Source organism: Azospirillum sp. HJ39, from assembly GCF_041507355.1.
GTDB classification, from domain to species: domain Bacteria; phylum Pseudomonadota; class Alphaproteobacteria; order Azospirillales; family Azospirillaceae; genus Azospirillum; species Azospirillum thiophilum.
Window position 1 is genome coordinate 332,399 of record NZ_CP167913.1, and the last position, 20,856, is coordinate 353,254.

General features: G+C 68.7%; 19 protein-coding genes. 6 read left to right on the forward strand and 13 right to left on the reverse strand.

The window, feature by feature from the left end:
* Window positions 1-82 precede the first annotated feature (82 nt).
* The 4 genes from adh (at window position 83) to ABMY26_RS32940 (ending at window position 5,274) form a co-directional block, all read left to right on the forward strand.
* The gene (gene adh, locus ABMY26_RS32925; protein ID WP_372400404.1) at window positions 83-1,603 is read left to right on the forward strand and encodes an aldehyde dehydrogenase; all 1,521 of its coding nucleotides are present in this window, start codon (window positions 83-85) and stop codon (window positions 1,601-1,603) included.
* 91 nt (window positions 1,604-1,694) lie between these two features.
* Window positions 1,695-2,084: a DUF779 domain-containing protein gene (locus tag ABMY26_RS32930; RefSeq protein ID WP_372400406.1), complete on the forward strand. Its 390-nt coding sequence runs from the start codon at window positions 1,695-1,697 to the stop codon at window positions 2,082-2,084.
* 193 nt (window positions 2,085-2,277) lie between these two features.
* Window positions 2,278-3,438, forward strand: a complete 1,161-nt coding sequence (nosP, locus tag ABMY26_RS32935; protein WP_372400407.1) for a nitric oxide-sensing protein NosP — start codon at window positions 2,278-2,280, stop codon at window positions 3,436-3,438.
* A 3-nt stretch (window positions 3,439-3,441) separates the two neighbouring features.
* The gene (locus tag ABMY26_RS32940) at window positions 3,442-5,274 is read left to right on the forward strand and encodes a hybrid sensor histidine kinase/response regulator (RefSeq protein ID WP_372400408.1); all 1,833 of its coding nucleotides are present in this window, start codon (window positions 3,442-3,444) and stop codon (window positions 5,272-5,274) included.
* Window positions 5,275-5,364: 90 nt separating this feature from the next.
* On the opposite strand, the gene ABMY26_RS32945 is transcribed toward ABMY26_RS32940, so the two are convergent.
* A complete protein-coding gene (locus ABMY26_RS32945; RefSeq protein WP_372400409.1) occupies window positions 5,365-6,381 on the reverse strand; it encodes an ABC transporter substrate-binding protein in 1,017 nt (338 codons plus the stop codon).
* 595 nt (window positions 6,382-6,976) lie between these two features.
* Here ABMY26_RS32945 and ABMY26_RS32950 point away from each other — a divergent pair.
* Window positions 6,977-7,639, forward strand: coding sequence for a MarC family protein (locus ABMY26_RS32950; RefSeq protein ID WP_372400410.1), 663 nt, complete (start codon window positions 6,977-6,979; stop codon window positions 7,637-7,639).
* Between the two features lie 3 nt (window positions 7,640-7,642).
* Here the strand turns inward: ABMY26_RS32950 and paaK are convergent, their stop codons facing one another.
* The 12 genes from paaK to ABMY26_RS33010 form a co-directional block, all read right to left on the reverse strand.
* The gene (gene paaK / locus ABMY26_RS32955) at window positions 7,643-8,965 is read right to left on the reverse strand and encodes a phenylacetate--CoA ligase PaaK (protein ID WP_372400411.1); all 1,323 of its coding nucleotides are present in this window, start codon (window positions 8,963-8,965) and stop codon (window positions 7,643-7,645) included.
* A 61-nt stretch (window positions 8,966-9,026) separates the two neighbouring features.
* Complete coding sequence (gene pcaF, locus ABMY26_RS32960) at window positions 9,027-10,235, reverse strand: 3-oxoadipyl-CoA thiolase (RefSeq protein WP_372400413.1); 1,209 nt, start codon at window positions 10,233-10,235, stop codon at window positions 9,027-9,029.
* Window positions 10,236-10,303: 68 nt separating this feature from the next.
* Window positions 10,304-10,747 carry a hydroxyphenylacetyl-CoA thioesterase PaaI gene (gene paaI / locus ABMY26_RS32965; protein ID WP_372400414.1) on the reverse strand — a complete coding sequence of 148 codons (444 nt, stop codon included), beginning with the start codon at window positions 10,745-10,747 and terminating at the stop codon, window positions 10,304-10,306.
* 112 nt (window positions 10,748-10,859) lie between these two features.
* Window positions 10,860-12,419 (reverse strand): 3-hydroxyacyl-CoA dehydrogenase PaaH, encoded by a 1,560-nt coding sequence (gene paaH, locus ABMY26_RS32970; protein WP_372400415.1) that lies wholly within the window; start codon window positions 12,417-12,419, stop codon window positions 10,860-10,862.
* Window positions 12,419-13,225: a 2-(1,2-epoxy-1,2-dihydrophenyl)acetyl-CoA isomerase PaaG gene (gene paaG / locus ABMY26_RS32975; RefSeq protein WP_372400416.1), complete on the reverse strand. Its 807-nt coding sequence runs from the start codon at window positions 13,223-13,225 to the stop codon at window positions 12,419-12,421. Before paaG ends, paaH begins: the two co-directional genes overlap by 1 nt.
* Entirely contained in the window at window positions 13,222-14,901 is a 1,680-nt protein-coding gene (paaN, locus tag ABMY26_RS32980) for a phenylacetic acid degradation protein PaaN (RefSeq protein WP_372400417.1), read from the reverse strand. The genes paaG and paaN overlap by 4 nt, the downstream gene beginning before the upstream one ends.
* 41 nt (window positions 14,902-14,942) lie before the next feature.
* Window positions 14,943-16,022 carry a 1,2-phenylacetyl-CoA epoxidase subunit PaaE gene (paaE, locus tag ABMY26_RS32985; protein WP_372400418.1) on the reverse strand — a complete coding sequence of 360 codons (1,080 nt, stop codon included), beginning with the start codon at window positions 16,020-16,022 and terminating at the stop codon, window positions 14,943-14,945.
* Window positions 16,023-16,131: 109 nt separating this feature from the next.
* A complete protein-coding gene (gene paaD / locus ABMY26_RS32990; RefSeq protein WP_372400419.1) occupies window positions 16,132-16,653 on the reverse strand; it encodes a 1,2-phenylacetyl-CoA epoxidase subunit PaaD in 522 nt (173 codons plus the stop codon).
* 7 nt (window positions 16,654-16,660) lie between these two features.
* The gene (paaC, locus tag ABMY26_RS32995) at window positions 16,661-17,425 is read right to left on the reverse strand and encodes a 1,2-phenylacetyl-CoA epoxidase subunit PaaC (protein ID WP_372400420.1); all 765 of its coding nucleotides are present in this window, start codon (window positions 17,423-17,425) and stop codon (window positions 16,661-16,663) included.
* A gap of 15 nt (window positions 17,426-17,440) precedes the next feature.
* Window positions 17,441-17,743, reverse strand: a complete 303-nt coding sequence (gene paaB, locus ABMY26_RS33000) for a 1,2-phenylacetyl-CoA epoxidase subunit PaaB (RefSeq protein ID WP_372400421.1) — start codon at window positions 17,741-17,743, stop codon at window positions 17,441-17,443.
* Window positions 17,744-17,768: 25 nt separating this feature from the next.
* Window positions 17,769-18,782: a 1,2-phenylacetyl-CoA epoxidase subunit PaaA gene (gene paaA, locus ABMY26_RS33005; protein ID WP_372400422.1), complete on the reverse strand. Its 1,014-nt coding sequence runs from the start codon at window positions 18,780-18,782 to the stop codon at window positions 17,769-17,771.
* Between the two features lie 645 nt (window positions 18,783-19,427).
* The gene (locus ABMY26_RS33010) at window positions 19,428-20,249 is read right to left on the reverse strand and encodes a Crp/Fnr family transcriptional regulator (RefSeq protein WP_372400423.1); all 822 of its coding nucleotides are present in this window, start codon (window positions 20,247-20,249) and stop codon (window positions 19,428-19,430) included.
* Window positions 20,250-20,524: 275 nt separating this feature from the next.
* On the opposite strand from ABMY26_RS33010, the gene ABMY26_RS33015 reads away from it, so the two are divergent.
* On the forward strand, window positions 20,525-20,758 hold the full coding sequence (locus tag ABMY26_RS33015) for a hypothetical protein (RefSeq protein WP_372400424.1): 234 nt from the start codon (window positions 20,525-20,527) through the stop codon (window positions 20,756-20,758).
* The last annotated feature ends 98 nt before the right edge of the window (window positions 20,759-20,856 follow it).

Genomic DNA, 20,856 nt, shown 5'->3' on the forward strand with positions numbered 1-20,856 from the left:
TCCCGAAGTGGCTGAATGGCGCCAGACAAACGCGCCGGACCGGCAACCCGACCGGTTCGCCATATTGAGAGGAACGGCCCAAATGCTCCACCAGGCTCTCGACACCCTGCAGAAGCAGATCGCGCTCCGCCCCCGCTACGACAATTATATCGGCGGCCAGTGGGTGGCACCGGTGGACGGCCAATACTTCACGAACCTCACCCCGATTACCGGCAAGCCGCTGTGCGAGGTCGCCCGGTCCCAGGCCGCCGATGTCGAACTGGCGCTCGATGCCGCCCACGCCGCCAAGGATGCCTGGGGCCGCACCTCGCCGACCGAGCGCTCGAACATCCTGCTGAAGATCGCCGACCGCATGGAAGAGCGGCTGGAGGTCATTGCGCTGGCCGAGACGCTGGACAACGGCAAGCCGATCCGCGAAACCCGCGCCGCCGACGTGCCGCTCGCCATCGACCATTTCCGCTACTATGCCGGCTGCATCCGCGCCCAGGAAGGCTCGATCGCCGAGATCGACCACACCACCTACGCCTATCATTTCCATGAGCCGCTGGGCGTCGTCGGCCAGATCATCCCGTGGAACTTCCCGCTGCTGATGGCCGCCTGGAAGCTGGCCCCGGCGCTGGCCGCCGGCAACTGCATCGTGCTGAAGCCGGCCGAGCAGACCCCGATGGCGATCATGGTGCTGGCCGACATCGTCGGCGACCTGCTGCCGCCCGGCGTGCTCAACATCGTCAACGGCTTCGGCATCGAGGCGGGCAAGCCGCTCGCCACCAACAAGCGCATCTCCAAGATCGCCTTCACCGGCGAAACCTCGACCGGCCGCCTGATCCTGCAATACGCGTCCGAGAACATCATCCCGTCGACGGTCGAGCTGGGCGGCAAGTCGCCGAACATCTTCTTCGAAGACGTGATGGCCGCCGACGACGAGTTCCTCGACAAGGCGCTGGAAGGCTTCGCGATGTTCGCGTTGAACCAGGGCGAGGTCTGCACCTGCCCGAGCCGCGTCCTCATCCAGAAGTCGATCTACGACCGCTTCATCAAGCTGGCGGTCGAGCGCGTCGCCAAGATCGCCCAGGGCCACCCGCTGGACGGCGGCACGATGATCGGCGCCCAGGCCTCGCAGGAGCAGCTGGAGAAGATCCTCTCCTACATCGAGATCGGCAAGGCCGAGGGCGCCAAGGTGCTGACCGGCGGCGAGCGTGCCCATCTGGGCGGCGAGCTGGAGGGCGGCTACTATGTCCAGCCGACCATCCTGGAAGGCCACAACAAGATGCGCATCTTCCAGGAGGAGATCTTCGGCCCGGTCGTCGCCGTGACCACCTTCGAGACCGAGGAAGAGGCGCTGGCCATCGCCAACGACAGCGAGTTCGGCCTGGGCGCCGGCGTGTGGAGCCGTGACGGCAACCGCGCTTTCCGCATGGGCCGCGGCATCCAGGCCGGCCGCGTGTGGACCAACTGCTACCACCTGTATCCGGCGCACGCCGCCTTCGGTGGTTACAAGAAGTCCGGCATCGGCCGCGAGACGCACAAGATGATGCTCGACCACTACCAGCAGACCAAGAACCTGCTGGTCAGCTACAGCCCGAAAGCGCTCGGCTTCTTCTGAGCCCCGCTCCTCCCTATCGGGCAAACCTGGGCCGGGGGTACGTCCCCCGGCCTTTTTTCTTTCAACGGAACCGCTCATCGGGAACCGCATCATGGCCGACCGCGTCACCGCCACACCGGAAGCGTTGTCATTGCTCGACCGCCTGTCGGCCAAGCACGGGCCGCTGCTGCTGCACCTGTCGGGCGGCTGCTGCGACGGGTCGGCACCGCTCTGCCTGCCGCTGGGGGAGTTCCGCATGGGCGGGCGGGATCTCTGCATCGGGCGGGTAGGCGGCGCGCCCTTCTGCATGGCCGACGATACGTTCGAATGGTGGCGCAACAGCCAGGTCATCCTGGATGTGATACAAGCGCGCGGCGGCGGTTTTTCCCTGGAGGCGCCCGACGGCGTGCGCTTCACCGCCAAGGCCCGTCTGTTCACCGACGGGGAACTGACCGACCTGCCGGACCCCACCCCGGCGACCGCCATGCAAGAGATGCCGTAGGGAGACTGTTCCGACGATGCCCCCCTTCACCGGTCCGCGGATTGGCCTTGCCCGCCGCCATCCCTGGAGTACCCTTGCCGGATCGCCTCCGCGGACGGAAGGGGAGGCGCCGGGGGCTGCCATGTCCGCACAAGAGACGTCCGCATGGGGGATGTCGGCAAAGGGGCCGGCGAAAACCGCGGGTGGCGACGGCATGCCGCGCGCCGTCACCCATGCCGAACGGCCGGAGGAGGCCGCGCGCGAGCTGCGTGCCGGGCTGGGCGCCGGGTTGGGTATGGGGGCTGGCGCCGTGGGCCTGGAGCTCGTGGTCGTCTTCTGCGCCCCCTGCTATGACCGTTCGGCGCTGGCCGACGCGCTGGCGGCGGAATTCGGCACGGTGCCGGTGATCGGCTGCACCACGGCGGGCGAGATCGGCCCCGGCGGCTACACCACCAACGCGCTGGTGGCGGTGGGTTTTCCGAGCGAGGATTTCTCCATCGTCACCGCGCTGGTCGACCATGTCGACCGCTTCGAGATCGCCGACAGCGCGGTCATCGCCCGCTCATTGCTGTCGCGCCGTGACCGCGCCATGGCGGCCCGGCCGGTGCCGCTGGGCGAGGACGCCCGCAGCTTCGCCATGCTGCTGATCGACGGGCTGTCGATGAGCGAGGAGACGGTGGTCAGCGCGCTGCACAACGCGCTGATCGATATCCCGCTGTTCGGCGCGTCGGCCGGCGACGACCTGCATTTCGAACGCACCTTCGTCCTGCATGAGGGTGCCTTCCACCCGAACGCCGCGGTGGTCGCGCTGTTCACCACCTCCCGGCCCTTCACCGTCTTCCGCACCCAGCATTTCGTCAGCTCCGAGCGCAAGATGGTGGTCACCGGCGCCGACCCGCAGCGCCGCATCGTCCATGAGATCAACGCCGAGCCGGCGGGGCGCGAATATGCCCGGCTGGTCGGGCTGGAGGGCGAGCCGCTGACCCCGATGATCTTCGCCGCGCACCCCGTCGTGGTGCGGGTCGGCGGCCAGTACCATGTCCGCTCGATCCAGAAGGTGAACGACGACGAGAGCCTGACCTTCTTCTGCGCCATCGACGAGGGCATCGTGCTCACGGTGGCGGAAGGCGTGGATCCGGTCGCCAACTTCGACGGTCTGATCGAGGGCATCGAAGCGGAGGTCGGCGCCCCCGACCTGATCCTCGGCTGCGACTGCATCCTGCGCCGGCTGGAGATGGAGCAGCGGCAATTGAACGCGGTGATGTCCGACCGGCTGGCCCGCCACCGGGTCGTCGGATTCTGCGCCTATGGCGAACAGGTGAACGGCATGCACGTCAACCAGACCTTCACGGGCGTCGCCATCGGAGGGCGCTAAGCCATGGCCGGCATCCAAACCCGCAGCTGGACGCTCGATCCCGCCGACCGCATCGCCGAGCTGGAGCGTGAGAACGCCAAGCTCCAGCGCATCAACAAGGTGCTGATGGACCGCGTCGAGCGGTCGATGGACTTCCAGGGCGGCGCCTTCTCGCTGTTCCAGACCGCCATCGTGCTGGAGCAGAAGATTCGCGAGCGCACGCTGGAGCTGGAACGCGCCCTGCACAAGCTGGAGGACAGCAACCGCGACCATGCCCGCGCCAAGGAGCTGGCGGAGACGATGCGGACCCGCCTGTTCGAGGCGATCGAGTCGGTGAACGAGGGCTTCGCCCTGTTCGACTCCGCCGACCGGCTGGTGCTGTGCAACCGCAAATACCTGTCCTACTGGCCGACGGTGGCGGACCGCATCCAGGCCGGCATCCGCTTCAACGATCTGGTGGCGATGGTCGCCGCCGCCGGGGCGGTCAGCGAGCCGCCGCCCGACATCTGGCTGCGCGAGCGGATGGAGCATCGCCACGACCTGAAGGGCGTCTTCCTGAACCGGCTGTCCGACGGACGCTGGATCCAGGTGAACGAGCGGCGCACCCGCGACGGCGGCATCGTCGGCGTCTACACCGACATCACCGTCATCAAGCACGAGGAGGAGCGGCGGCGCGAATCCGAGCAGGCGGAGAAATCCGCCCTGATGCTGCTGAACGACCAGCTGCAGCTGGCCAAGGCGGAGGCCGACCGCGCCAACCTGTCCAAGACCCGCTTCATCGCCGCCGCCAGCCACGATCTGCTGCAGCCGCTGAACGCCGCCCGCCTGTTCGTGTCCGCCCTGGGCGACCTGGAGCAGCCGGACGCGAACGGCGAGCTGGTGGAGAACATCGACGTGGCCTTGGCCTCGGTCGAGGATCTGCTGTCGGCGCTGCTGGACATCTCCAAGCTCGATGCCGGGGCGGTGACGCCGGAGGTGACCGACTTCCCGCTGCGCGGCATCCTGGCGCCGCTCGCCACCGAATACGCGGCGGTGGCGGCGGAGCGCGGCATCGACCTGAAGATGGTCGGGTCGGGGGCGGTGGTGCGCAGCGACATGCGGCTGTTGCGGCGGATCGTGCAGAATTTCCTGTCCAACGCGCTGCGCTATGTCCAGGGCGGCCGGGTGGTGGTCGGCTGCCGCCGGACCGGGGACGGCAGCATCCGGATCGAGGTGTGGGACAACGGACCCGGCATCCCGCGCGACAAGATCGAGGAGATCTTCCAGGAGTTCCGCCGTCTCGACACCCCGGTCACCAAGGGGCGCGACCGCGGCATGGGCTTGGGGCTCGCCATCGTCGACCGGGTCGCCCGCATGCTGGGCCACCCGATCACCGTGCGGTCGGAACCGGGGCGCGGCTCGGTCTTCGCCGTCACCGTGCCGCGCGGCACCGAGCGCCGTGCCGCGCGCCCGGCCAGCGTCGCCGCCCGGCCGATGGCCGACCGGCTGGCCGGCAGGTCGGTGCTGGTGCTGGACAACGAGCCGGCGGTGGTGGCGGGGATGGAGGCGCTGCTGCGCGGCTGGGCCTGCAAGGTGGTGTCGGCGACCAGCGGCGACGAGGCGCTGGCCCTGCTGTCGGGCATGCCGCAGCCGCCCGACCTGCTGATCGCCGACTATCACCTGGACGACGGCGCGCTGGGGGTCAACGAGGTGGCGCGGCTGCGCGCCGCCTGCGGCCGCATCCTGCCCGCCGTCATCGTCACCGCCAACCGCACGCCCGAACTGGCCGACGAGGCCAAGGCGGCCGGATGCCTGGTGCTGAACAAGCCGGTCAAGCCGGCGCAGCTGCGCGCGGTGATGTCGGGGCTGGTGGGATGATTTACCGGTAACGCCTTGCCCGGCCCGGCGTCCGGGATACCAGGGCGGGAAGCTTTGGCTTCCGACCCCGGTATCATGCGGAAACGCGGCTTACAGCTTGGCCGCCGCGTCGAACACCGCGTGGCTGTAGGCGCCTTCCGGCTTCTTGGAGATCACCGGGGTGGAGGCGCCCGACATCAGGATGCCGACCGTGCGGTCGAAATCGGCAGGGTCGAGATAGCCGGTGCCCTTGGCGCCGCCCTCGATCAGCTTGGCGACCTCCTGCATCATGGTGGTCTGGTGCTCTTCGGTCTGGGCGCCGGTGGTGTCGTTCTCCAGCACGATCTTCACCGCCTCCGCCTGGTTCTTGGCGGCATAGTCCCAGCCCTTGGCCGAGGCCTTCACGAACTTCGCCAGCTTCTCCACCACCTTGGGGTCGGACAGCCCCTTTTCCGTGGCGTAGAGGCCGTCTTCCAGCGTCGCCACGCCCTGGTCCTGGTACTTGAAGATTGTCAGCTCGTCGGCCTTCATGCCGGCTTCGATCAGCTGCCAATATTCATTGTAGGTCATGGTGGAAATGCAGGCCGCCTGCTTCTGCAGCAGCGGGTCGACGTTGAAGCCCTGCTTCAGGACCTTCACGTCCGGGCTGGAGCCCGAGGTCGAATAGCCCAGCTTGCTCATCCAGGACAGGAACGGATATTCGTTGCCGGAGAACCAGACGCCCAGCGTGTTGCCCTTGAAGTCCTTCGGATCCTTGATGTTGGCGTCCTTGCGGCAGGTCAGCATCATGCCCGACGTCTGGAAGATCTGGGCGATGTTGACCAGCGGCACGCCCTTTTCCCGGCTGGCGAGCGCCGAGGGCATCCAGTCGACGATCACGTCGGCGCCGCCGGCCGCGATCACCTGGGTCGGGTTGATGTCGGGACCGCCGGCCTTGATCGTCACGTCCAGCCCGGCGTCCTTGTAGAAGCCCTTGGCCGCCGCGACGTAATAGCCGGCGAACTGGGCCTGGGTGACCCATTTCAGCTGGAGCGTCAGCGGCTCGGCGGCGGCGGCCGGCGTGCCCCAGCCGGCGAGGCCGGTGAGCGCGGTGGCGGCGAGCAGGACGGCGGAGGCAAGGGTCTTCATCGCGTGCGATCCTCTTCTGGCTGGAGCGAAAGGGCTTTTTTGGCTTGAAGGATTGGCGTGTCGATTGGCGTATGCGGAAGAATGCCCACCACCGGCGTGCCGAAGAACCCGGGGGACGATGGCCGCGAACGGGACCAAGGTGAGGTCGATATTCAGGCCGTCGAACGAAAAGGGCAAGGCGGAGGGACGCCGCAGCATTGACGGCGTGGCGTGGGTCGGTCGGCGCCGCAGCCGATGGGAGGACCACGCAGGGCGGGGTATCGGCACGGCCTTCGGTCCTTCGCGTTCTTGATCTCCCGCAACGGCAGCAGCAAGAAGCGAGCCAGAGTATCCGGCGAGATCGGAGTTTTGCGGCAGGCGGTTGTTTCCGCTCTTGAAAAACCTGTCCGAACGGACGGAAACCGACGGTGCGGACAGCATGTGTGACGGTGTGCCTGTCCGGGAAACGCACAATTTTACGCCGAAACCGTCCTGCTGGTCACTTTCAGGGCAGGCGGGCAGGGCCACTCCAGGCGTGGGGGAGCGCAACCATCCCCTTGCCAGCGCCCCGGCGTCCCAGCTAACTGTCCGGACAGCAGACGGACATCCGGATCCCATGATCGACAGCTTCCTGCTCGCCTTCACGGCCCTCTTCTCCATCGTCAATCCGCTGGCGATGGCGCTGATCTTCAGTCAGGTGACGGCGGACAGCAGCCCGCGCGACCGGGCGCGGCTGGCCGGGCTGGTCAGCCTCTATTCGGCGATCGTCATGCTGACCGCGCTGTGGGCGGGTGCCTATGTGCTGAACTTCTTCGGCGTGTCGATGGCGGCGCTGCGGATCGCCGGCGGCTTCGTGGTCGCCGAACGGGCCTGGGCGCTGCTGACCGCGCCGGAACGCCACGAGGCGCGCAAGCAGGAGCAGGCCGCCCCGACCGGCGACGGCGACCGGCTGGCCGAATCGGCCTTCTTCCCGATGACGATCCCCTTCACCACCGGGCCGGGCACCATCTCGGTCGCCATCGCGCTGGGATCCACCCGGCCGACGCGCGGGGCCGGCGGGCTGATGGAGTTCTTCATCGGCATGTCGGGCGCGGCGCTGGCCATCGCGGGGCTGATCTGGCTGTCCTACCGCTCCGCCGACCGCATCGTCGCCTTCCTGGGTCCGACGCGGGTGCGGGTGCTGACCCGGCTGTTCGCCTTCCTGCTGTTCTGCGTCGGCGTCCAGATCCTGCTGACCGGTGTCCTGGACGCCTTCCCGCCGCTGTCGCAGAAGGGCTGAGCCTCAGGCCTTCGGCCGCAGGTCCTGCACCCGCTTGGCCTTGCCGATCGACCGGGCGATGCCGCCGGGTTCGGCGACCTCGATACGGGTGCTGATGCCGATCAGCGACTTGATCGAGTGCTGGAGATGCTTGGCATGGCCGTCCCATTCCGAGGGGTGGACGCCGTCATGCATCTCGACCCGGACGGCGAGGTTGTCCATGTGGCCGTCGCGCGTCACCACCAGCTCGTAATGCGGGGCCAGCGCCGGGATCTTGCAGATCAGCTCCTCGACCTGGGTCGGGAAGACGTTGACGCCGCGGATGATGAGCATGTCGTCGGAGCGGCCGGTGATCTTGTCCATCCGCCGCATGCCGCGCGCCGTCGGCGGCAGCAGCCGGGTCAGGTCGCGGGTGCGGTAGCGGATGACCGGCATGCCCTGCTTGGTCAGCGTGGTGAAGACCAGCTCGCCGTAGGAGCCGTCGGGCAGCACCTCGCCTGACTCGGGATCGATGATCTCGGGATAGAAATGGTCCTCCCAGACCACCGGGCCATCCTTGGTCTCGACGCATTCCGACGCCACGCCCGGACCCATCACCTCCGACAGGCCGTAGATGTCGACGGCGTGGATGTCGAAGGTGCGCTCGATCTCCTCGCGCAGCGCGCCGGTCCAGGGCTCGGCGCCGAAGATGCCGACGCGCAGGCTGGTGCTGCGCGGGTCGATGCCCTGGCGGCGCATCTCGTCGGCGATGTTCAGCATGTAGGACGGCGTGACCATGATGATGGTCGGCTTGAAGTCCTGGATCAGCTGGACCTGCTTCTCGGTCTGGCCGCCCGACATCGGGATGACGGTGCAGCCCAGCCGCTCCGCCCCGTAATGGGCGCCCAAGCCCCCGGTGAACAGGCCGTAGCCGTAGGCGATGTGCACCCGGTCGCCGCGCGTGCCGCCGGCCGCGCGGATGGAGCGGGCGACCACCTCCGCCCACACGTCGATGTCGCCCTTGGTGTAGCCGACCACCGTCGGCCGCCCGGTGGTGCCGCTGGAGGCATGGACGCGCACGATGTCCTCCATCGGCACCGCGAACATGCCGAAGGGGTAGGCCTGGCGCAGGTCGTCCTTCACGGTGAAGGGGAAGCGCGCCAGATCCTTGAGCTCCTTGAAGTCGTCGGGATGGACGCCCTTCGCCTCGCACTTGGCGCGGAAGGAGGCGACGTTGGCGTGAGCGTGGCGGAGCGACCATGCCAGCCGCTCCGTCTGCATGCCCACGATCTCGTCGCGGCTGGCGAACTCGTAGCGGTCCATGCCGGCCTTGGTCTGGTTCACGCCGGTCTCGGTCATGATGGACATGGTACGCTCCTCCCCTCGATTCGGATGCCCGGCGCTTGGCGGCCGGTGTTGCCGGTATAGTTCAGACCCGTTCGACCATCATGGCGATGCCCTGGCCGACGCCGATGCACATGGTGCAGAGCGCGCGTTTCGCCTTGCGGTCCTCCAGCTCCATGACGGCGGTGGCGACGAGGCGGGTGCCGCTGGCGCCCAGCGGATGGCCGAGCGCGATGGCGCCGCCGTTGGGGTTCACATGCTCGGCATCGTCCGGCAGCCCCAGCATGCGCAGCACGGCGAGGCCCTGCGCGGCGAAGGCCTCGTTCAGCTCGATCACGTCGACGTCGCCGATGGAGAGGCCGAGGCGGGCCAGCAGCTTCCGCGTCGCCGGGGCCGGGCCGATGCCCATCACCCGCGGGGCGACGCCGGCCACCGCGGTGCCGGCGACGCGGGCGCGCGGGGTCAGGCCATAGCGCTTCACCGCATCCTCCGAGGCCACGATCACCGCGGCGGCGCCGTCATTGACGCCCGACGCGTTGCCGGCGGTGACGCTGCCGCCCTCCTTGCGGAAGGGGGTGGAGAGCTTGGCCAGCGCCTCCAGCGTGGTGTCGGGGCGCAGATGCTCGTCGGCGGCGACGATGGTCGGCTCGCCCTTGCGGCGGGGGATGGAGACCGGGACGATCTCGCGGGCGAGGCGGCCGGAGTCCTGGGCGCGGCCGGCGCGCTGCTGGCTGCGGACGGCGAAGGCATCCTGGTCGGCGCGGGAGATGCCGTGGTCGGCGGCGACGTTCTCCGCCGTCTCCGGCATGCTGTCGATGCCGAACGTCGCCTTCATCAGCGGATTGACGAAGCGCCAGCCGATGGTGGTGTCGAAGATCTCGGCCTGCCGGGAGAAGGCGCTGTCGGACTTGCCCATGACGAAGGGGGCGCGGGTCATGCTTTCCACCCCGCCGGCGACGATCAGCTCGGCCTCGCCCGCCTTGATGGCGCGGGCGGCCATGCCGATGCTGTCCATGCCGGAGCCGCAGAGGCGGTTGACCGTGGTGCCGGGCACCGCGTCGGGCAATCCCGCCAGCAGCGCCGCCATGCGGGCGACGTTGCGGTTGTCCTCGCCGGCCTGGTTGGCGCAGCCGAGGATCACGTCGTCGACGGCGGACCATTCGATGCCGGGGTTGCGCTCCATCAGCGCCCTCAGCGGCACCGCGGCGAGGTCGTCCGGGCGCACCGGGGCCAGCCCGCCGCCGTAACGGCCGAAGGGGGTGCGGACGGCGTCGCAGATGTAGGCTTCACGCATGGTTCGCTCCAGAAACAAACAGATGGGGATCGTCGGCGTGACTGCCAGGGGCGACGCCTTCGGTGGAGTCAGTCCACCGGGATCACGGTCCCCGCGATGCGCGCCGACTGGCCGCGGAACAGGCCGACCACCGTGCCATCCTGGTTGGTGACGGTGACGTCGTAGACGCCGGACCGGCCGCGCTTGTGCACCTCCCGGCATTCGGCGGTCAGCACGTCGCCCAGCTTCGCCGGGGCCGGGAAGGTGATGGAGCAGCCGGCCGCCACCGTCACCTCGTTCGCCGCGTTGCAGGCATAGGCGAAGGCGGTGTCGGCCAGGGTGAAGGTCATGCCGCCATGGCCGATGTCGTGTCCGTTCACCATGTCCTTGCGCACGGTCATCGCCATGCGGGCATAGCCGGGGGCGATCTCCAGCAACTCGATGCCGTGGGCCTGGGCGCAATGGTCGCGCTCGTACATGCCGCGGCCGACCGCTTCGGCGAGGGCTTGGGGATCTTGGGGATTCGTGCTCATGCGGGCTGGTCCTTGCTTCTTGAAGCCCTCTCCCGTCCCGGGAGAGGGGGGCGCCGCAGGCGCCGGGTGAGGGGTGACCCGAGGATCAGGTGCGTTCGTCTTGGATCACCCCTCACCCTTCCCAAGCTCCGCTTGGGCCCCTTCCCTCTCCCGGGGCGGGAGAGGGGATTTGGGCGGCGGCGATCCGGCGGCGCAGCAGGGCCGAGGCGCGGTAGCGGTCCTCGCCATACGTGCGGGCCAGCGCGTCGAGCACGCCCAGCACATGGGGCAGGCCGATGCGCTCGGCCCAGGCCAGCGGACCCAGCGGGTAGTTCACGCCCTTGGTCATCGCGGTGTCGATGTCGGCGGCGCTGGCGACACCCTGCATCGCCGCGTCCGCCGCCTCGCTGGCGAGCATGGCGACGGTGCGCATCACCACCAGGCCGGGGACGTCGTCGATCACCGACACCGCCTTGCCCAGCGCCTGGAACAGTCCGGCCGCGACGGCGACCGCGTCGGACGGCGTGCCGTCGGCGGGGGCCAGCGCCACGCGGGTCGCCTTGGCGTAGTCCAGCGCAAGGTCGAACAGCACCAGCGGGGCGAGGCCGTCCCCGGCGGCGCGGGCGGTGGCGGTGCGGCCGTCGGTCAGGGCCAGCGTGACGCCATCGACCAGCAGGACGCCAATGCCCGGCGTTTCCTCCACCGCGATGCCGGCCTCGCGCAGCAGCCCGGCCAGGGATGCGGCGGGGCCGAGATCGCCCTGCACGATCACGCTTTCCGGCCTGGGCGCCGGTTCGGCGCTGTGCGGCACCGGCTTGGGCGCGCCGGGGCCGTGGTCGTAGAAGCCGCGGCCGGTCTTGCGGCCGAGCCGCCCGGCCTCCACCAGCTCCTGCTGGATCAGCGAGGGCTGGAAGCGCGGGTCGCCGAAATAGGCTGCGTGGACCGAGCGGGTGACGGCGAAGTTCACGTCATGGCCGATCAGGTCCATCAGCTCGAACGGCCCCATGCGGAAGCCGCCGGCCTCCCGCGCCACGGCGTCGATGGTGGCCGGGTCGGCCGCCTGTTCCTGCACCAGCCGCAGCCCTTCGGCGTAGAAGGGGCGGGCGACGCGGTTCACGATGAAGCCGGGGGTGGAGCGGCAGCGAACCGGACTCTTGCCCCAGGCCCGCGCGGTATCGAACAGCGTGTCGAGCACCGTGGCGTCGGTGGCGAGGCCGCTGACGATCTCCACCAGCGCCATCAAGGGAGCGGGGTTGAAGAAATGCAGGCCCGCCAGCCGTTCCGGCCTCCGCACCCCGGCGCCGATGGCGGTCACCGACAGCGACGAGGTGTTGGTGGCGAGGATGGCGTCCTCGCCGACGACGGCCTCGATCTCGGCGAACAGGCGGCGCTTGACGTCCAGATCCTCGACGATGGCCTCCACCACCAGCCCGGCGGGGGCGAGGTCGGGCAGGCCGTTCACGGCGCGCAGCCGGCCGACGATGGCGTCGCGCTCCGCCGCCGTGCGCTTGCCCTTCCCGACCAGCGCGGTCAGGGCTTTGGCGATGGAGTCGACGGCGGCCTCGGCGGCACCGGGGCGGCTGTCGACCAGCAGGACCGGGTGGCCGGCCTGGGCCGCGACCTGGGCGATGCCCTGGCCCATGGCACCGGCCCCAACCACCGCGACGGTGACGGAGGGGGCGAGCGCCGCCATCACCGCCCCTCGAACTTGGGCGCGCGCTTCTCGACGAAGGCCGCCACGCCCTCGCGGTAGTCCCGGGTGCGTCCGGCCTCGCGCTGGAGGTCGCGTTCCAGGTCGAGCTGGGTGTCGAGGTCGTTGGCCGACGACGCGTTGAGCGCCTGCTTGATCAGCGCCAGGCCGTGGGTCGGCTGGCTGGCGAGATGGCGGGCGAGCGTCCCCGCCTCCTCCATCAGCTTGTCGTCGTCCACCGCCTTCCAGATCATGCCCCAGGCTTCCGCCTGCTCGGCGGAGACCTTGTCGCCCAGCATGGCGAGGCCCATGGCACGGGCATGGCCGACCAGCCGCGGCAAGGTCCAGGTGCCGCCGCTGTCGGGGATCAGCCCGATCTTGCAGAAGGCCTGGATGAAGCTGGCCGAGCGCGCCGCCAGCACGATGTCGCAGGCCAGCGCGATGTTGGCCCCGGCGCCGGCGGCGACGCCGTTCACCGCGCAGACCACCGGCATCGGCAGGCTGCGCAGGCTGCGGACCAGCGGGTTGTAGTTGGTCTCGATCGAGGCACCGAGATCCGGCCCCTGGGCACCCGGCGCGACGGCGCGGTCGGACAAATCCTGCCCGGCGCAGAAGCCGCGCCCGGCCCCGGTCAGCAGCAGGCAGCGCACCGCCTTGTCGTCGCGCAGCTCGGCGATGGCCTCGCGCAGCTCCTCATGCATCGCCGCCGTGAAGCTGTTCAGCCGGTCCGGCCGGTTCAGCGTGACGGTGGCGACGCCGTCGGCGATGGTCAGCAGGATCGTTTTGTCGCTCCCCTTGGTCCCGCTCATTGCACAGCCTCCAGCACCGGAACGCGGCTCTGCACCACGCGGAAGCGGTTGGCGACGAAGGCGAGGTCGCACAGCGCGGCGTTGGCCGCCGGGTTGGCGCCGGTGCCGTGGAAGTCGCTGAAGGCCGCCGACTGGTTGACGAAGACGCCGCCGGTCAGGTTGACCGACAGGGCGACGCCGGCTTCCACGAACAGGTCGGTCGCCTGCTCGATCAGCTGCGGGTCGGTGCTGTAGAGGCCGGCGGTCAGCGCGCCCTTGGTGCGGGTCAGGCGGGCGGCGCGCTCCAGGCTGTCGGCGGTGCTGTCGGTCTTCACGACGATGGCGATCGGGCCGAACAGCTCATGGCCGTACTTGTCCTCGTCGGCTGCGTCCATGGTCAGGATCAGCGGCGTGCGGATGCGGGCGTCGGGGAATTTCGGATGGGCGATGGCGCGCGACGGCAGGACGACGGTGCCGAGCTTGGCCGCCTCGTCGATGCGGGCCAGCGTGGCGTCGGACTGGATGGCGCCCAGCACCTCCACCGCGCGCTCCGGATCGGACAGGAACTTCTCGACGCCGCCGGCGAGCGCCGAGACGACCTGATCGAAGCCCATGCGCTCCGCACCCGCCTGGATGCCGTCCCTGGGCACGAAGATGACCTGGGTCGTCGTGCACATCTGCCCGGAATAGAGGCTGAGCGTGAAGGCGAGGTTGCGCACCATGCCCTTGGGGTCGTCGGTGCCGTCGATCGCCACGCTGTTGACCCCGGCCTTCTCGGTATAGACCTGGGCCTGGCGGGCGTTCTGCTCCAGCCAGTCGCCGAAGCCGGTCGAGCCGGTGTAGTCGATGATCGCCACCTCCGGCCTGAGCGCCAGATCCCTGGCGACAGTGTCGCCGATGGCGAGCGTGACGAGGTTGGGATCGAGCCCGCACTCGGCCAGCACCTCGCGCGCGATCCTGACCGTGATGGCGAGCGGCAGGATGGCGGTCGGGCCGGGCTTCACGATCACCGCGTTGCCGGTGACGAGGCTTGCGAACAGGCCGGGATAGCCGTTCCAGGTCGGGAAGGTGGCGCAGCCGATCACCAGCCCGACACCGCGGCCGACCACCTCGAAGCGCTTGTCCATCACCAGCGGCGGGTTCTTGCCCTGCGGCTTCTCCCAGCGCGCCGCCGGCGCCTGGTCGGTCATCGCCTTCCAGCCATAGGCCACCGCCTCCAGCCCGCGGTCCTGGGCGTGCGGGCCGCCGGCCTGGAAGGCCATCATGAAGGCCTGCCCGGTGGTGTGCATCACCGCGTTGGCGATCTCGAAAGACCGCGCGTTCAGCCGCTTCAGGATCTCCAGGCAGACCCCGGCCCGGCCGTTCGGCCCCGCCTTGCGCCAGCCCGGCATCGCCGCCCTGGCCGCCTTCACCAGCGCATCGACGTCCGACACCGGGTAGCCGATGCCGAGGTCGAAGCCGAAGGGCGAGCGTTCGCCGCCGACCGTGCCGGCGGCGCTCGGCTGGCCGAGCTCGAACGGCTTGTCACGGTAGGCCGCGAAGGCCGCCTCGCCATCGGCCGCCGCCGTCTCGCCATAGGCGCGCGGGCTCGGCATCTCCGGGAAGGCCGACCAGTAGGTTCGGCTGCGGCAGGCCTCCACGGCCTTCTGCAGCGTCGCCTCGTGCGTCTCGAACAGCGCTTGCGGGGTGGTGGTCATGGCGGGGCGTTTCCTTGTTGTCGTTGTCGGCTGTGGTTGCGTCAGGCGGCGTCGAAGTCGATGACGACCCGTTCGGTCAGCGGGCGCGACTGGCAGGTCAGGACATAGCCGGCCTCGACCTCCCACGGTTCCAGGGAGTAGTTCTCGGCCATCTCCACCTTGCCCTCGCGGACCCTGGCGCGGCAGGTGCAGCAGACGCCGGACTTGCAGGAATAGGGCAGGTCGGCGCCATGCCGGTGGGCGGCCTCCAGGATGCTCTCGCCGTCATAGGGCAGCGTGAATTCCTTGCGCTTGCCGTCCTGCAGGATGGCGATGGTCGCGGCATCGGTGGGCGTGTCCGCGGCGATTTTCCTCGTGGCGGGGCGCGCCGGGGCGGTCGTGCCGAACAGCTCGACATGGATGTTGCCGGCTGGCGTGCCGCAGGCGGCCAGCGCGTCGCGCACCTCCTCGACCATCGGCTGGGGACCGCAGAGGAAGGCGGCGTCGATGTCTTCAGCCTTCAAGGGACCGGCGCACAGCTCGCGCACCAGACCGGCGCCGATCCGCCCGCCCAGCAGCCCGGCCTCCTCCGGCTCGCGGCTCAGCACATGGTGGATCACCAGCCGGCCCATGTGGCGGTTCTTCAGATCCTCCAACTCCTCCCGGAAGATGATGGAGGAGACGGTGCGGTTGCCGTAGACCAGGACGAAGCGGCTCTTCGGCTCCCGCGCCAGCACGGTCTTGAGGATCGACATCACCGGGGTGATGCCGCTGCCGGCGGCGAAGGCGACGTAGGTGCGGGAGGCTGCCGGATCGACGGGGGTGTGGAAGCGCCCCATCGGCGTCATCACCTCCAGCACGGCGCCCGGCGCCAGCGACCGGTTGGCGTGGGTGGAGAACAGGCCGCCCTCCACTGTCTTCACCGCCACGCGCAACTCGTCCTCGCCCACGCCCGAGCAGATGGAGTAGGAGCGCCGCACCTCCTCGCCGCCGATTGCGGTCTTGAGGGTGAGGTACTGGCCCTGGACGAAGCGGAAGCGGTCGGCGAGATCGGCCGGCACGTCGAAGGCGATCGACACGGTGTCCGCGGTCTCCCGGCGGCACTCGCGGATGGTCAGCGGGTGGAAGCTGGGGGTGGTCATGGGGTGGTCCTCGGTCGGGCCGGTTGAGTGGTCGCGGCGGTTGCCCCCACCCCGACCCTCCCCCGCCCAGCGGGGGAGGTTAGGTGGGGGCATCCGCAGCAACCACGCATCAATGGCATTTGAACACGTCGAACGGTTCGAGGCAGGCGTTGCAGGCGTGCAGCGCCTTGCAGGCGGTGGAGCCGAAGCGGCTGATCTGGCGGGTGTCCTCCGAGCCGCAGCGCGGGCAGGCGATCACCTCGTCCGGCGCGGTCAGGGCGCGCTTGCCGGAGTGCGGCGGCGGGACGATGCCGACCTCGGCCAGCTTTTCGCGCCCGGCGTCGCTGATCCAGTCGGTCGTCCAGGGCGGGGCGATCACCACCGAAACGGCCGCGTCCAGGCCGGCGCGGGCCAGCGCGGCTTCCGCCTCCAGCACGATCACGCCGGTCGCCGGGCAGCCCGAATATGTGGGCGTCAATGCCACCGACAGCGGACCGCCGCCCTCCCGCGACACCGCGCGGACGATGCCGAGATCGACGATGCTCAGCACCGGGATCTCCGGATCCATCACCCCGGCCAGGGCATCCCAGGCGGCCTTCACGCCCGCGTCGGCACCCGGTTCCGGTCCCCAGCAGCCTGCTGCATCCGGCATCCCGCCCTCACCACGTCGCGTCGGGATAGGAGCGCGGCAGGAACTGCATCTCCGCCAGCAGGAAGCCCAGATGCTCGCTGTGCTCGCCGCGGCGGCCGCCCTTCTGCATCCAGCCGTCGGCCGGGCGGTCGAGGGTGGCCTCCTCCAGCACCGCCTCGACGCGGGCGCTCCAGGCGGCCTTCAGCTCGGCCGGGTCGGGAAGGATGCCGGCGGCGACCAGCGCCTGTTCGGCCTCGTCCCGCTCGAACATCTCGCCGGTGTAGGGCCATAGCCGGCCGAGCGCGTCGGCGACCTTGGCGTGGCTGACGTCGGTGCCGTCGCCCAGCCGCACCAGCCAGTCGCCGCTGTGGCGGACATGGTAGCGCACCTCCTTCACCGCCTTGGCGGCGATGCCGGCCAGCGTGGCGTCGGTCGAGGCGCAGAGCCGGTCGTACAACTCCACGGCCCAGGCATCGTGCAGGAACTGGCGGACGATGGTATGGCCGAAATCGCGGTTGGGCTGTTCGGCCAGCAAATGGTTGCGGTAGTCGAAGACGTCGCGGCGGTAGGCGAGGCGGTCCTCGTCGCGGCCCTTGCCCTCCAGCTCGCCGGCATAGGTCAGCAGCATCCGGGCATGGCCGACGAGGTCGAGCGCGACGTTGGTCAGCGCGATGTCCTCCTCCAGCTCCGGCGCGTGGCCGCACCATTCCGACAGCCGGTGCCCCAGCACCAGCGACGTGTCGCCGAGCCGCAGCGCGGTGCCGAACAGGGCCTGTTGCAGTTCCGTGCTCATCGGATGGTCTTCCGGCTAGATGTTTTTGACGTCGGCGGGGATGTCGTAGAAGGTCGGGTGGCGGTAGACCTTGTCGTCGGCCGGATCGAACAGGCTGGCCTTCTCCGACGGGTCGGACGCCGCGATGGCCGCGGCCGGCACCGCCCAGATGCTGACGCCTTCGCCGCGGCGGGTGTAGACGTCGCGGGCATTGTCCAGCGCCATATGGGCGTCGGCGGCGTGCAGGCTGCCGACATGCTTGTGCGACAACCCGTTCTTCGGCCGGATGAAGATCTCGAACAGCGGCCAGTCCTTGCGGTCGGTGGTGGGGCGATCCATCGTCTCTTCCCTCGGAATTCTTGGGTCAGCCGGCCTTCTTGAGGGCGCGCTGCCTGCGTTTGGCGGCGTGGGCGGTGGCGGCTTCGCGGACCCAGGCGCCGTCGTCCCACGCCGTCCGGCGGGCCTCGATGCGCTCGCGGTTGCAGGGGCCGTTGCCCTTCAGGATCTCGTTGAACTCGGTCCAGTCGATGGCGCCGAACTCGTAATGGCCGGTCTCGGCATCGAAGCGCAGCTCCGGGTCGGGAATCGTCAGTCCCAGGAACTCCGCCTGCGGCACGGTGGCGTCGACGAAGCGCCGGCGCAGCTCGTCGTTGGAGAAGCGCTTGATCTTCCACGCCATGTTCTGCGACGAGTGGGCCGACTGCTCGTCGGACGGGCCGAACATCATCAGCGCCGGCCACCACCAGCGGTTCAGCGCGTCCTGCGCCATCCGCTTCTGGTCGGCCGTGCCCTGGGCCAGCGCCAGCATCAGCTCGTAGCCCTGGCGCTGGTGGAAGCTCTCCTCCCGGCAGATGCGGACCATGGCGCGGGCATAGGGGCCGTAGGAGCAGCGGCAGAGCGGCACCTGATTCATGATCGCCGCCCCGTCCACCAGCCAGCCGATGGCGCCGATGTCGGCCCAGGTCGGGGTCGGGTAGTTGAAGATGCTGGAATACTTGGCCTTCCCCGACAGCAGCTGGCCGACCAGCTCGTCGCGCGACACGCCCAGCGTCTCCGCCGCGCTGTAGAGGTAGAGGCCGTGCCCGCCCTCGTCCTGCACCTTGGCCAGCAGGGCCACCTTGCGGCGCAGCGTCGGCGCGCGGGTGATCCAGTTCCCTTCCGGCAGCATGCCGACGATTTCCGAATGGGCGTGCTGCGAGATCTGGCGGACCAGGGTGCGGCGGTAGCCGTCGGGCATCCAGTCGCGCGGCTCGATCTTCTCTTCGGCGTCGATGCGGTCCTGGAAGCGGCCCTGGAGAGCGGACTCCTCTTCCGTCACCAGCCGGGGAGACGGCTGAGCGCCCTGCTCGGTCTTGGTGTCCAAAGCTTGCGTGTACATCGGCATCCCCGAGATGGATTGCACGTCCAGCGAACAATGCGTCCTGGGAAAATATGATACAGATCAAAGCCTGTAAAGAAGATTTGTGTGTCGCTTTCGGACGGGCTGGGCTTTCCCGGTATATATTGAATAATATCAATTAGTTAAATGGAATCTCCGCCGAAAGTCCGGCGGCTTTGTACGGCAGGTTTGCTTGGCATCAGGCCAATCGGCGATACATGGGGTGTGTCTTTACGCCTGTCTTGTGCGGCGCGGCAGCGATGGCATCGAGAGGGAATGGCAGCGCAAGACACCGCTGAGAAAATTGCTCGGCTTTTGCCGGTCCTCGGCAGCGGTGCCGCCTTACGTTGCGGATGTATCGAGCAGGCAGGACGCCACCCGAACGCATCCATACGTATCAATTATCGATAGAATTCCAGAAGATCCGCCGGCATTGGAGAGATTGTCCAAAAGTCGCCGCAAATTTCCACGGATGCTGTGGAGCCACTTGGCCGCACAACCATTTGTTTTGGGTTGTCGAATATATGACCGACAACCGGCCCGCCTTCCGGCAGCCTGTTTCCGTTCGGTGTTTTGTGGTGAAGACCGTTGGCGGATGCCTCCTCCGCCATCGTTGACGGGAGAGGGAGGCACTCCAACCTTTGCTCATGCCTTGGGCCGTTCGGCTCCATTGGCGTTGGCATGAGGGCGACCGTTTTCGGAAAAGGCACGTTCCAGCCGGCGCGGGGCACGGATGAGGTGCAGGTACAGTTCGTCGAACTGGCCGACGGACGCGAGTTGGCGCACGTCGTTCACGGTGATGCGCTGGCCGTTCAGCTCGATCAGCCCGCTGTCGCGCAACCGGCGCAGGGTCCGGTTGATGTGGACGATGCTGAGCCCCAGCGCGTCGGCCAGGATCTCCTGCGTCACCGGCAGCACGAAATGTCCGTCGGTGGCCATGTTCACGATGCTGAGGCGGCGCAGCAGCTCCACGATCAGATGTGCCGTCCGTTCCAGCGCGGTGCGCCGGCCGAGGCTGAGCAGCCGTTCGGCGACGATGGCCTCCTCCCGCGCGCCGGACCAGGCGAGCGCCGCCGCGAGGCGTGGGAAGGAGCGGAACAGCTCGCCGATCCGCTCGGGCGGGAAGCTCGCCACCTCGACCGGGGTCAGGGTGGTCACGCTGTGGTCCGCGGATTCGAACAAGGTGCAGTACATGCCGATGATGTCGCCGGGAAGAACGAAGTTCACGACCTGCCGCCGCCCGTCCGGCAATGCCTTGTGACGGATCGCCCACCCGTCCCGCATGATGCGGACGTCACGGTAGCGTTCGCCCTGCTGTAGAAGATCGGTCCGGGGAGGATGCCGTGCGATTGTCCTTTCCAATTCGGAAAGATACATTTTTTCCTCGTCCGACAGGACGAGGTAGCTGCTTAATTTGAGCCACAATGGAGTGGACTCTTGTACGCGGCTCGCCGGGGCGCGAGTCATGGTCGTCTCTTTGCCTTCTTTGTCCTAGCACTGGCGCCTTAATGAACGGATGCGCCGTTGAGCCGGTTCCGCGCGGTCTCGAACGATTAAGGCTTTCGACAAAGGCGGCCACAACATAGGTTAAAGGCGCTGAGATTTTTCTCGAACGTGGTGCGACGCGCCGCCGACCCGTTTGTTGTTCCTATGCCCTTAAGGCAGTCCAGGCGGTAGGCCGCGACACTGGATCGAACGACAAGACGGGGGGCGTGATGATGGCGGAGGAGGAGGCGGCAGGCATGGCCGCGCTCTCGATTTGTGAATCGCTGGTGATCGCCATGGTCGAGAAAGGCTTCTTCACCGTGGAAGAGGTGCGGGGCGTTCTCGAGGATGCGGCAGCGCCGTATCTGTGCCAGGACCAGCAGCGCCCGGAGATGCAGGAGCCGTTGCTTCTGCACCATGAAATGGCGGTACGCCTCATCGAGCGGCTCGTCATTCAGGTGGATGCGGCCGGCCCGCTGCGACGCGGTTAGGGTGCGGTGCGTTTGTCCGGGAAACGCACGGGAGCGTCATGCCATCGTTTGACGGGCGGATCGCCTCGGATCGCCTCGGATCGCGTCGGATCGATGCC